Source organism: Vibrio zhanjiangensis (genome assembly GCF_030161235.1).
Taxonomy (GTDB): domain Bacteria; phylum Pseudomonadota; class Gammaproteobacteria; order Enterobacterales; family Vibrionaceae; genus Vibrio; species Vibrio zhanjiangensis.
In genome coordinates, this window is the sequence record NZ_BSPW01000123.1 from 1 (window position 1) to 10,535 (window position 10,535).

The 10,535-nt window shown below is 45.1% G+C and carries 15 protein-coding genes; 11 read left to right on the plus strand and 4 right to left on the minus strand.

Annotated features, from left to right (window positions below; genetic code table 11):
- Nucleotides 1-174: 174 nt before the first annotated feature.
- Nucleotides 175-465, plus strand: coding sequence for an HU family DNA-binding protein (locus QQK21_RS21855; RefSeq protein WP_284194288.1), 291 nt, complete (start codon nucleotides 175-177; stop codon nucleotides 463-465).
- A 25-nt stretch (nucleotides 466-490) separates the two neighbouring features.
- Here the strand turns inward: QQK21_RS21855 and QQK21_RS21860 are convergent, their stop codons facing one another.
- From QQK21_RS21860 to QQK21_RS21875, 4 genes are all read right to left on the minus strand, one after another.
- Nucleotides 491-679 (minus strand): hypothetical protein, encoded by a 189-nt coding sequence (locus QQK21_RS21860; RefSeq protein WP_284194289.1) that lies wholly within the window; start codon nucleotides 677-679, stop codon nucleotides 491-493.
- Nucleotides 680-1,416: 737 nt separating this feature from the next.
- A complete protein-coding gene (locus tag QQK21_RS21865) occupies nucleotides 1,417-2,307 on the minus strand; it encodes a replication initiation protein (protein WP_284194290.1) in 891 nt (296 codons plus the stop codon).
- 991 nt (nucleotides 2,308-3,298) lie between these two features.
- Nucleotides 3,299-4,135 (minus strand): VUT family protein, encoded by an 837-nt coding sequence (locus tag QQK21_RS21870; protein ID WP_284194291.1) that lies wholly within the window; start codon nucleotides 4,133-4,135, stop codon nucleotides 3,299-3,301.
- Between the two features lies 1 nt (nucleotide 4,136).
- Entirely contained in the window at nucleotides 4,137-4,709 is a 573-nt protein-coding gene (locus tag QQK21_RS21875) for a helix-turn-helix domain-containing protein (RefSeq protein WP_284194292.1), read from the minus strand.
- Between the two features lie 246 nt (nucleotides 4,710-4,955).
- Between QQK21_RS21875 and QQK21_RS21880 the strand changes: the two genes are divergently transcribed.
- From QQK21_RS21880 to traV, 10 genes are all read left to right on the plus strand, one after another.
- The gene (locus QQK21_RS21880; RefSeq protein WP_284194293.1) at nucleotides 4,956-5,135 is read left to right on the plus strand and encodes a TraY domain-containing protein; all 180 of its coding nucleotides are present in this window, start codon (nucleotides 4,956-4,958) and stop codon (nucleotides 5,133-5,135) included.
- A 345-nt stretch (nucleotides 5,136-5,480) separates the two neighbouring features.
- Entirely contained in the window at nucleotides 5,481-5,885 is a 405-nt protein-coding gene (locus tag QQK21_RS21885) for a hypothetical protein (protein WP_284194294.1), read from the plus strand.
- Between the two features lie 11 nt (nucleotides 5,886-5,896).
- The gene (locus QQK21_RS21890) at nucleotides 5,897-6,040 is read left to right on the plus strand and encodes a hypothetical protein (RefSeq protein WP_284194295.1); all 144 of its coding nucleotides are present in this window, start codon (nucleotides 5,897-5,899) and stop codon (nucleotides 6,038-6,040) included.
- Nucleotides 6,041-6,201: 161 nt separating this feature from the next.
- On the plus strand, nucleotides 6,202-6,651 hold the full coding sequence (locus tag QQK21_RS21895) for a hypothetical protein (RefSeq protein WP_284194296.1): 450 nt from the start codon (nucleotides 6,202-6,204) through the stop codon (nucleotides 6,649-6,651).
- A gap of 53 nt (nucleotides 6,652-6,704) precedes the next feature.
- Nucleotides 6,705-7,001 (plus strand): type IV conjugative transfer system pilin TraA, encoded by a 297-nt coding sequence (gene traA / locus QQK21_RS21900; protein WP_284194297.1) that lies wholly within the window; start codon nucleotides 6,705-6,707, stop codon nucleotides 6,999-7,001.
- Nucleotides 7,001-7,303 (plus strand): type IV conjugative transfer system protein TraL, encoded by a 303-nt coding sequence (traL, locus tag QQK21_RS21905; RefSeq protein WP_284194298.1) that lies wholly within the window; start codon nucleotides 7,001-7,003, stop codon nucleotides 7,301-7,303. The genes traA and traL overlap by 1 nt, the downstream gene beginning before the upstream one ends.
- Before the next feature lie 10 nt (nucleotides 7,304-7,313).
- Nucleotides 7,314-7,874, plus strand: a complete 561-nt coding sequence (traE, locus tag QQK21_RS21910; protein WP_284194299.1) for a type IV conjugative transfer system protein TraE — start codon at nucleotides 7,314-7,316, stop codon at nucleotides 7,872-7,874.
- Nucleotides 7,871-8,602, plus strand: coding sequence for a type-F conjugative transfer system secretin TraK (gene traK / locus QQK21_RS21915; protein WP_284194300.1), 732 nt, complete (start codon nucleotides 7,871-7,873; stop codon nucleotides 8,600-8,602). Before traE ends, traK begins: the two co-directional genes overlap by 4 nt.
- Entirely contained in the window at nucleotides 8,592-10,103 is a 1,512-nt protein-coding gene (locus tag QQK21_RS21920; RefSeq protein ID WP_284194301.1) for a TraB/TrbI/VirB10 family type IV secretion system protein, read from the plus strand. The genes traK and QQK21_RS21920 overlap by 11 nt, the downstream gene beginning before the upstream one ends.
- Nucleotides 10,104-10,142: 39 nt before the next feature.
- Complete coding sequence (gene traV, locus QQK21_RS21925; protein ID WP_284194302.1) at nucleotides 10,143-10,532, plus strand: type IV conjugative transfer system lipoprotein TraV; 390 nt, start codon at nucleotides 10,143-10,145, stop codon at nucleotides 10,530-10,532.
- Nucleotides 10,533-10,535 lie beyond the last annotated feature (3 nt).

Here is a 10,535-nt window from a genome sequence, read left to right on the forward strand (position 1 = left end):
ATATGAAAATATTGATGAAATAGGATTAGGTGGAACTTATCGGTGAATTGGGCGCAATACCCCTATAAAACTGTCTATTTTCCTTCTAAAATAGGGAGATTTGTGAATAGAGCAATGGAGTGCTGTACTGAAAGTGTGTAATATCCTAGCACCATTTAAAAAAGTGAACTTGCGATGGAAAACATTGAGCTGATCAAAAGGATCTCAGAAAAATACAATCTCGATTACAAACAAGTCGAGGCATTGGCTGGCGTCATATTTGATGAGATGTCATTAGCACTCTTAAACCACGAATTCATTCAATTACCAAAAGTGGGTAAGTTTTTTATCAAGACTCGACCTGAAAAATCAACAGAGAATAGAAGAGGTCAAGACATTAGAGTTAAGGAAAAACACGTAATTCACTTTAAAGCAGATCTAGAGCTCAGAAAAAAACTGAATCCTAAATCTCGTCTGAGTGAGTAGTCAAACCCAAATATTTTTCTTCTATTCATCTACCATAAAGCCTATCGATACAGCCCACGACTGGATTAGGACCAGGATAAATGCCTTGTTCAATCTCTATAGGTCGCCGTTCTATAAAATCGAGTAACACATTAGAGATCTGGTGAGCAGCATGAAATAACCGGTGCCTATCACCAGAATCAAAGTAGCGACCAAGCCCAGGCTCAAGCATCACTATTCAAAATCACCATCCAATAATATGTAGACATCCATGACAATTTTCCCACTGCAGCAGTCTCACTAATAACAAAACTCACTCTCTTTATTCCCAACCTTACCTTAACTTCAACACCTAACCATCGTAATAAAATTTAGGTATTCACTTTTTTGAATACATTTTCACTTTTCGTATTTATAACCCCAAGGTATTGCTTGAAATTAAGAAGTGGATAGTTACGCTCAGAGGTGAGAAAGGCTTGATTTTAGGTAAAATTAACCCTTACCCACGCAGGCTTCTATTCGCTCACTGCGCAGGTAGTGGTTTTCCTTAAATGTCCTTACGCCCGTCGGGTCGAAAAGGAATCATCCAGTGCGTAGTCTCTCTCTACCTGTACGTATTTAGAGTCTCCACTTGTCAGCCTAACAAGCTTCTACAACTCCCTTCCTAGCCACGTACCGCAAATCAATAGAGGAGGAGAATACTCGCTCTATGCCTCTCGCCAGAGTGTCACGCGAGGGTTTCCCCAACATACGCTCTCTGTGATTTGCACCAACCGCTAGCAACCGCCGGACTGTGTTTGGTTGCTCTCTTTGTCCCTAGCGCCCACCTGTCTCTATAACCACCCGTAACGCTAGAGTCACTAAATTTGCACTTGGTTTTATTGGGTAATAAGTGCCTTTTAAACCCGTTAATCATTTATCTAGTGAAAGGCTTATCAGTGAATGCTTAAGAAACATGCACCGATAAGCCTTTCACCAATAAGCTGTCTCAGAGAATGAAATATCAGCCTTAGACTCCAATAACTGACGAATCGCGATAAAGATACGCTGTAACGTTTTTTTACTTCGTTGTTGATGAGTCGCTTCGGCCAAAGATTGTTTTTCGCTCAAGGGGAAAGTAGGGGATAGCTGCATAACATAACGATTACAGTCACTACGCCCCGTGTAGTGGTCCCAGGTCCAGCGAGCGACGCTTTTCACCCTTGTCTTAATAGAGCTTTCTGGTAGGTTTGCATCAAAGCCTTGCTCAACAAAATGATTCTTAGCTGAAGCATAGTGATGCACCCGATTTTTAAAGGGTTCATAGGTTCCTTGGTCACGTTCTTTGTTGGCGATCGAGTACGCAAAGTACCGAAGGTGGTCAAACAAGGTACAATGACGTGAATGCGACGTATCCGCTAACTCTTTTAGCCACCAAGGGTGAAAGGGCGTTTTGGCCATAGGACCAGAATACTGCCCATCCGACTCAAGTCGAGTGGCCATAGCTTTGTAGATGGCTTTCATATACTGAATCGGTTTTGCTCTGGCTTTATCAGACACGCAAACAGGGGGGATTGCGTAATACAGATGCGCCTTATTACTGCGCCTATTACGCACAATAAGATTAGGAGGGGGCAGGTTGGCATCTTGCCATACATATGGGTTGGGAATGGCAAGATGAGCATGGTCTATATCAAACACAAGCCATGACACCATATCGTTGCGATTCACTCCCATATAGGGATAGCGCATAGCGATCTTACGAGGTTTGATGTTTGCCGCCGTTTTATTTGTACTGCATCTCGAATAGTACGGGGCTTCATCAATCAAGCGTTGAGCGTTCGTTAATCGCTCTTTTCTGGGTATTGTAATCAATTCTTCCATAATAATGGCTTTGTTAGGGTTGCAAAAACCCCCTCATTGATTACAATAAAAAAGCAACCAACAAGTAGTTTTGGCGACCAGTAGTCTTAATCAGCAAGTCTTTTTACTTGCATTCCTGTTTGGGGGAAAACATTAGCTACATGACAGCCTCCTTGTGTTGAGTTTGCAGTGTGTATGTTTTTGGGACATACATATCCGTTGTTCATTTTTGCGGCCACAAAAGTGAACAAACAAGCCTATTTCATATAAAAAATGCCAAGCGACCTGACTTGACAAGTCGCTTGGCATTTTTATATTGAACTTGCATACGTATATTCCCCAGAAAATGAACGAATATAAGTAATCACTGCCGAAAGAACAAAGATCTAAAAATGATCTACGCATGCTTAGGCAGCAAGAGGCTAAAACAGAGAAAGTGGGGTTATAAGAGTTCACGACACGCCACCTCACCATAGCTCTCAAAGTACGCTATCGCACCATCAGAGAAATTGGGAACTTGACTGTGTCTAATTTTTTTTAGTCGCACATGACGACCACATCGAAGTAAGATCATATTTTCATCCAGACGATTGAGGTAATGATCGGTTGGTTAGGCCAATCAACGTCATAACTATAAGAGAATAGTGATAAATATGCAAATCAAAGATCACGAAAAGTGATATCAAGCCTAAAACGACAAAGCCCAAACTCCGTCTGGAAAGCTTGGGCTTTGAAGGAACACTATACGTTAAGGTACCACCCTTAACATGTTCTTTGTGATTACTAAATATCACTACCTAGTTTCTAGGTAGCTGCGCCCACACTAGGTGGTGACACTCAGCAATCTACTCGTATATTATGAACCTAAAATACGAACATTTCAATAGTATAAGTAAAAAAAATGAGCATCCATTATAAATTAATACAACTCTACGCATTAACGCACTACTCAGAAATAGATCTGTAATGATCTCGATAGGTTGATGTGAGAAACTCACTCCTTAATTACCATTCAAAATTTAATCTTTCTATTTAAGTAACATACTGACATGCACAATAATGGTATCATAGCAATAGAAAAAATAACTTTTATTTGGAAATTTGATAAAATAAACAAATAGGTATCTATATTTAAAAGTTTGCTATATTTAAAAAACGATATCCATAAAATAGTAAAGAAAAACTGGCTGATAAATGTTGACAAGACAGACCTAAACCATAATGCCTTATTTCTAGTTATATACTTTACTCTTCTAAAAACAATCGCATTTATCTGATCTGCGATTAAAGAACAAAATCCATTGATAAAACATAACTTCACCATTCCACTAAAAACAACGGTTTGGAAACTAGAGTCATCTGATACAGACGGAAGAAGTGATGATATATATAAAAGCCCTCCAGAGATAAACATAAGAAGGGCGTTAATCCACAATGTTTTTCTCGCAGCAATATAGCCGTAGGATTGGCATATTGTATCTATAAAAAGAAACGATAGACAGAAAAATACGATTCCACCTGGTTGTTTTAACCCTAGTATTTCAACCTCTCTAGGCGCCAACAAAACTGAGACTATCATGCACATATAGAAAAGGCACCTAAGCGCACTCAGATAGGATGTATTTGCTACTTTGTATATAGATACTCCACCCCAAAGGCCATCCTCCACAACCAAATCCGACTTGCACTTTTCCTTATACTCTTTACATAAGAGAATTTGATCATCTTTATCAAAATACTCTATCATTTGACTTTCAATTATATACGATAGTGATGATTTTAATTCTCTACCCTTTGAATCAGTGTATTCGACGTTCTGATCGTTGATTTTATATATATTAAGATTCATTCTATATCTCTATTGTTTTTATTCTATCATCAATAATAGCTGCAATAACGATGCCTATAACATCATAATTTCTAATATTTTCAATGATTTTTAAGCCATTCTTAAAAATCCATCTAGATTCGTATTCATCATTATATCTAATAGCCAAATATATTCCATCATTATTCTTTATCAAATAATCACCATTTGAGTTGCTGCTTTCTGGGATGGTAATCAAAATAGATTCTTTACTAAATGGCGGGAATGTAAAGCCTTTCCAAGCACTTACACTTCCTTCAATTTTGCTGAGATTATAAATTACTATATTACCTGAATATTTATTTTCTAATATATCAAATACCTTAACTGAATTTTTTGGGTCAACATCAATGTTCCCAGTCCCAGTTAAGATCCACTCTTCCGAAATGAGTAAATGTTCTGAAATCTGTTTTATGAATTTTTTCGGGCTGGTTATCTTGTTGTTTATAACCCTAGAGATATAACTCTTAGCTATACCTGTTTCTCTTTCTATATCTGCAGGGCTCTTACCTCGACTATGTATCGCCATCTTTACACGATCACCAATAGTACTCATAGGGTCCTTTTTAAACAGCACCTTACTCTCCAAAACTAGGCTATCTATTCACCGTCAATTACATTCTGACACCAAAAATACAAACATTCACTTAGTTTTCAGAAAAAAAGTAACAAAGTAATCAATAACGGCATCATATGTAAACTTTGTTGACATTATTTAAGTGAATGTGTTTACATATATGATGAATGTGAGAAGTGGTTAGCTTACATTCAAAACATTTTTTATAGATTCGGTAGGTTTTGTATGGATTTCAAATCTAAACCTGAGCAGTTTTACAAAGCAGTTGGCGTGGCTTTTACTATTAGTGGCCAGTCCAATGAAACACTGACTCAATCTGCAAAGCGAGCTCAGCGCCGTAAAAAATGCGAGGCAAAACTTCGACTAGAAGATCACCTCAAGCGTTTTCCAGATTGGAAGTTATAGAAATTTAGTTATCTATATTAGATAACCGGTTGGGTAGCCAAAAGCCACCATGCCATATTTTGAGGGCTGAATGAATATGGCAACAACACACTCGACAGGACGTGGCTTCGCGGCCTGGGAGGTCATCAGACCTGAACATAAAAATAAACAGAGCATGTGAACGCCAATCTGAAAAATGATAAAGACAGGCGTTGGCCGATGCCGCCAGGGTCGGGAATATGTCGAAAAAAGAGTTCCACCACTAGGAACTCACAAGCCCGTATAGTGGCGAGAGCACTGAGTAGGTGCTCATTTCCTGTGTGTTTTCTAAGAAAATATACAGGAAATCTCTAAGGAGGCGCTTCTATGCTCACCATCGTTATTGCCAAAACATCATGTGTTGAACCTCGTCAACTTATTGGTCAGCACTTAGATGAAGGCACCCAAATTAAATCTATTAAAACATACGGTAAAATTGACGGTGTTTCACTTTTCGCTGCACTGGTCGATAGCCCTAACACACTAAAAACCCCTATTTCTCATGTTAACTTTGAAGGTTTCGCAGTTCATCCTGTACACCTGAGACCTTCAACTCGCCCCCCACGAGTTCAGCATGGAGAAACTGTACAGTTAAGATCATCTCCAAAATGGCGTCGCCGATTGAAACGTTATAAGAAGAATGAAATTAAGACCCAACTATCTGAAAGTAGTTGGTCGAAATTTGTTAAGAAAAAACATGTCCTTTCCGCATATCAACAAATAAATCACTAAGGAATGATAACATGAGTAAGCATTCATATTATCGAAACAAAAAGGAAGAACAGACGGCAAAAAAACAAGCCGCAGTTCGAAGAAAGATTGAAACATGGAGAGAGTGTCAAGAAGTGGGACTAAATCCCCTCAAAGATCTGCAATGGATTAGATAAATAGAATCCTCAAACAAATAGTACCAGCTTAGCTATCTCTTAATCTAACATCCGGTGACGCTCGCGCCATCACCCCTTCGTTACGTAACCACTAGGGCCATCGACTCACTCTCGATGGCCCTAGTGACGTTTACCTCTGCCTATTTTTTAAAGGAGACAGAATGAACCCGACAAATAAGGTTCACCACCATCGCACGGACGGCCCCGACGTAGACTTGGCCCCTCAGATGAGCGCCATTCAAGCCACGCTCAACAAACGCAAAGCCTACACAAAACCCCATTGCCTGATTATCGAAGGACGCGCGGGATTTGGCAAAAGCACCTTAGCGGCACTGCTCAAACTTCGCTTTCCCCATGCGCAGCTTATCGACAGCGCCCCAGACGGAAGCTGGACTTTTCATTCGGTCTCGTTTGAGCCCGTCGATGACGCCTTTTATCTCATCGACGAAGGATTATTGTGTGACGAAGCCACACTGGAAAAGCTGCTCATCAAAGGCAACGCGGTCATCTTCGTCAATAAGTTTCAAGACCTCCCTGAGCGGCTTTGCCGCCAACCGGCATTTTGGATGCAGCTCAGCAAAAACTTCTGCTGGCTTATCCAAACGCCGTAATCCTTAACCCCAACCTTATCCATTTTTTTAACCCTAATAAAAGGACAAATACTATGAACACACCTTCTAAGTCCCGCTCCATCCTTGGAGCGGCGCTTACCCTTGGCGCACTGGCGCTTGTCGCCGCTCACCCCGCGCTTGCCGCAGACGATGTATTTGCGAGCGGTAAAGAGGTTATCAAAGCCTCGGCAGGGAAAGGCTCTACGATAGAAATGGCCATGCTCACTTCAGGTCTTGTCGGCGCTTTAGTGATGGGCTGGATGTCACGTAACTGGTTTGTTGCCGCAGGCGGTTTTGCCGTAGGCAATATTTTATGGTCGTTCGCGGCACCAATGGTGGGTCTGGCCTAATGGAAAACCCCCGCCTTTTTTTTGGTATCCCTAGCCACCTGAACAAAGGCAAACGTCTCGCGGGCTTTCCGCGAGACGAAATCGTCCCCGCACTTGTCTTGTTCGGATTGTGCTTTTGGAAAGTCGATGCCCTAGTCGGACTTGCGCTGGGCTTTGCTTGGTTCACGGGCCTTCGCACATTAAAAACTGCGTACGGCGAGAGCGTCATTGCCATCACCTTCTATTGGTGGTCTGAAGCTTGGCTCAGCAAAACCTATTTTAAGCGCACCCCCGCGGCCGAGCGCCGCTACTGGATTTTCTAAGGAGGCCTACTTGGACTCATACATCGAAGATGAAAAACTCAAACTCAAAAGCGTGCTCAATGCGTTCTTGGCGACAGGCTTTGGCGTCATGCTGCTCGTTAACTTAGGTCTTGGCGCGGCGATTTATAACATGTCCATGTACAAAAGCCGCACACTCCTTCCCCCTTTAATATCCAAAGCCTTTACGGTGTCGGACGGGGCCGTTGATGCGGCGTATTTGGAGCAAATGGCGGAGTACTTTCTGGCGCTCAAGCTCAACGTCACGCCTGCCTCGGTGGATAGAAAACACTCTCGGCTGCTCAGCTACGTCAGTACAAAAGATTGGTCAACGATTCAGCCAGCGCTCACGCGCGAAGCCACGCAAATCAAACAAGGTAACATTTCCAGTGTCTTTGACATCGAACACATCGAAGTGTCATTGGAAACCTTGGAAGTGCGCTTAACGGGCACGCTAAAAAAATACGTCGGCATTCGACCTCTTCAGCCCGAAACCGTTACCTACCAAGTGTCGATGGCCTACCGTGGCGAAATCACACTACTCACCATCCAAAAAGTGGAGCCGATATCATGACGCACCTTCTCTGGCTTACCCTGCTCACGCCCTTTCTTGTGCTGGCAGGAAACACCCCAAAAGCCGTCCATGCTTTTGACGATGGCGACACCATCAGCCTGACGTTATCGAGCCTTGATGTGAACACGCTGCGGGTAAGCCATGACCGCATTGTTTCCATCACCTGCCCGCCAGGGTTTTGCTCCTCACAGGCCAACCCCAAAGACAAGTTTGGCACCGTCAATCTTAACCTTGGCATACAAGCGCCGTTCACCGCGCAAGTGGCCACAGAAAAAGGTCGGCTACTGGCCCTTTTGATAAACCCTAAAGCCGTGCCTGGCAAAATTGTTGAGCTCACTTACAATCAGCGCCATCTTGATGAGCCCTCGTATTTTGAGCGTGGGTTTGATTACCCGATTGCGCTGACCGAATTCACCAAAGCCATGATGCGCTACCGCCAGCACCCCGCCCCCATCTCTGGGGTACGTATTCACCCTGTAGACCCAGATACCTTGCCAAAAGACGATGGGCCTTTGCCGCTTACCCCCAAAGTGGTGTTCTCTGGCAAAGACTATTCGGGCATTTTGTATGAGGTCACTAACGCTACCGAGCGCACCCAAACGCTGACCACAGCGCAGTTCTACAGCGTATCTGCCCGCAGTGCGGCGCTAGACCGTTACACCCTCGCCCCAGGCGAGTCCACGTCGCTCTATCTCATCACCGGAGGAGGCGCGCAGTATGCTCAATGAACTCAAAGACAAATGGCTCGCCAAGTTCAGCGAGCCCAAAGGCGATTTTAATGACGGTGCAACGATTAACGCCTCAACGTCCAAACTCAATCGCACCATCACCACTACCGTGCTCGGCGTGCTCGGGGCGGGCGGGTTTGTGGCTTGGATGTGGATGCAACCGGTCTCAGCCAACGTCGAGGCGCCGCCCACCTCAGAGGTGGCCTTTGGCGCGGTAGTGGATGACACCTTTACCGACAAAGACAATCAAAGCGCGCTGTCTCTGCAGCAGCTGCAAATTGAGCAAATGAGCCAATCGGTGTCCACGCTGCAAAAGGAAATGAGCGACTTGGCCAAAGACATTCAAAGCGGCTTTGACAATCTCAGGGAACAAGACAGCCCCACAAACCCTGAGCTGGACGCGCTCAAGCGCGAATGGGAATCGCAGCTTCAAGAGGTCGAAGCACTAAAACAATCGCTTCAGGCGCAGCTGACCGAGCAAAACGCAGCCCACAATGCGGTCAATGGTCAGGGTGAGCGATTGGGGGACTACAACGGGCGCTTGCCCAATGTGACCCAAGGGCGCTACGACGCCCAAGACCCCGAAGTGGACACGTTTACGTATCAGCGCGAAGCGCAAACGGTCGCAAGCCCGACCGACTTTGACATCAGCACCTTTGAATGGGACGCGACCATCACCGAGGCTAAAGCGAAACGCACGACTGACAACTACGTGCCCACAGGCACCTTTGTCACCGCCGTCATTTCAGGTGGGGCCGATGCCAACGCGGGGGTCAGTGGCCAAGGCGATACCGCGCCGATTGTGTTTCAAACCGTCAACGACGGCATTTTGCCAAACGGCGAGCACTCAAAGCTTGACAACTGCACCATCACAGGCTCGGTGTACGGCGAAATCTCAGCCAGCCGCGGCATTGTTCGCACCGCTCGGATAAGCTGCGTTCAACCTGATAAGGGCATCTTGGACATTCCCGTACAAGGCACCGCATTTAACTTTGGACGCAACGGCATTCGCGGCACCACCATTTTGAAAAACGGCGACATCGTTGAGATGGCGGGCATCTCCGGCATCTTGACGGGGATTGGTGAAACGGGCAAAGCGCTCTCTCAAACCACCACGCCAACCGCGCTCGGCCCCTCACAAACCATCCAAAGCAGTGACGCATTACTCAACCTTCTGGGCAATGCCACCTCCAGTGTGGGCAGCAAACTCGCTGATTACTACATCAAGTTGGCGGAGTTGTATCACCCCATCGTGGAAATCAACCCAGGGGGCCTTGTCAACATTGTCTTTCTTAAAGGCTTTCCGCTTGACCCCTTACTGGCGGATGAATACGAGGCCAAAGTCAACGCCGAAGAGGAAGCTAAGCGCGCCCCCACCAACGGCTTTATGAGCATCCTTGGCGCGGCCCCCGCCACGTCTTCAGAAAGCGCTATCAACCCACTGGCGCAGCAAATGGCCAGCAGTGGCCTCAGCGCGTCCTCGTTTGGCCAAGTGGAATAACCCCATTTCACGTTATTTAACACTAAAAAGGAAAGGATAATGAAATCTCTCATCATGGCCTTGTCCCTGCTGTGCCTGCTCTCTGGCTGCGCCGCAGGCCTTGGCGAAGACTTTAGCTGCGACAAAGTAGGCGGCGTCTCTGGCTGCATCACCATGGATGAGGTCAGGCAACACATTGACGGCTTTGCCAGCGGCGAGTCCAACACGCCGCAGATATCAGCGCCAACACACACCAACGTGTTTACCTTGCTCCCGCGGCGAGACCGATATGGCCAGCCCGAGCGCACACAGGATGTAAAGCGAAAAATCACCATCTTTCCTTTCGTGACAAGTGAAGGCAAACACTACGTAGACACGCTCGACATTTACTTTGTGCTCAGTGATAGCCAGTGGAGCGGTAAACCCGTACAAGACATCAAGAAGGATTAATCC

Bases quoted from the DNA above. Each gene is read 5' to 3' on its own strand.
- QQK21_RS21855 (WP_284194288.1), top strand. From the start codon at position 175: ATGGAAAACATTGAGCTGATCAAAAGGATCTCAGAAAAATACAATCTC.
- QQK21_RS21865 (WP_284194290.1), bottom strand. From the start codon at position 2,307: ATGGAAGAATTGATTACAATACCCAGAAAAGAGCGATTAACGAACGCT.
- QQK21_RS21870 (WP_284194291.1), bottom strand. From the start codon at position 4,135: ATGAATCTTAATATATATAAAATCAACGATCAGAACGTCGAATACACT.
- QQK21_RS21875 (WP_284194292.1), bottom strand. From the start codon at position 4,709: ATGAGTACTATTGGTGATCGTGTAAAGATGGCGATACATAGTCGAGGT.
- QQK21_RS21880 (WP_284194293.1), top strand. From the start codon at position 4,956: ATGGATTTCAAATCTAAACCTGAGCAGTTTTACAAAGCAGTTGGCGTG.
- QQK21_RS21885 (WP_284194294.1), top strand. From the start codon at position 5,481: ATGCTCACCATCGTTATTGCCAAAACATCATGTGTTGAACCTCGTCAA.
- QQK21_RS21890 (WP_284194295.1), top strand. From the start codon at position 5,897: ATGAGTAAGCATTCATATTATCGAAACAAAAAGGAAGAACAGACGGCA.
- QQK21_RS21895 (WP_284194296.1), top strand. From the start codon at position 6,202: ATGAACCCGACAAATAAGGTTCACCACCATCGCACGGACGGCCCCGAC.
- traA (WP_284194297.1), top strand. From the start codon at position 6,705: ATGAACACACCTTCTAAGTCCCGCTCCATCCTTGGAGCGGCGCTTACC.
- traL (WP_284194298.1), top strand. From the start codon at position 7,001: ATGGAAAACCCCCGCCTTTTTTTTGGTATCCCTAGCCACCTGAACAAA.
- traK (WP_284194300.1), top strand. From the start codon at position 7,871: ATGACGCACCTTCTCTGGCTTACCCTGCTCACGCCCTTTCTTGTGCTG.
- QQK21_RS21920 (WP_284194301.1), top strand. From the start codon at position 8,592: ATGCTCAATGAACTCAAAGACAAATGGCTCGCCAAGTTCAGCGAGCCC.
- traV (WP_284194302.1), top strand. From the start codon at position 10,143: ATGAAATCTCTCATCATGGCCTTGTCCCTGCTGTGCCTGCTCTCTGGC.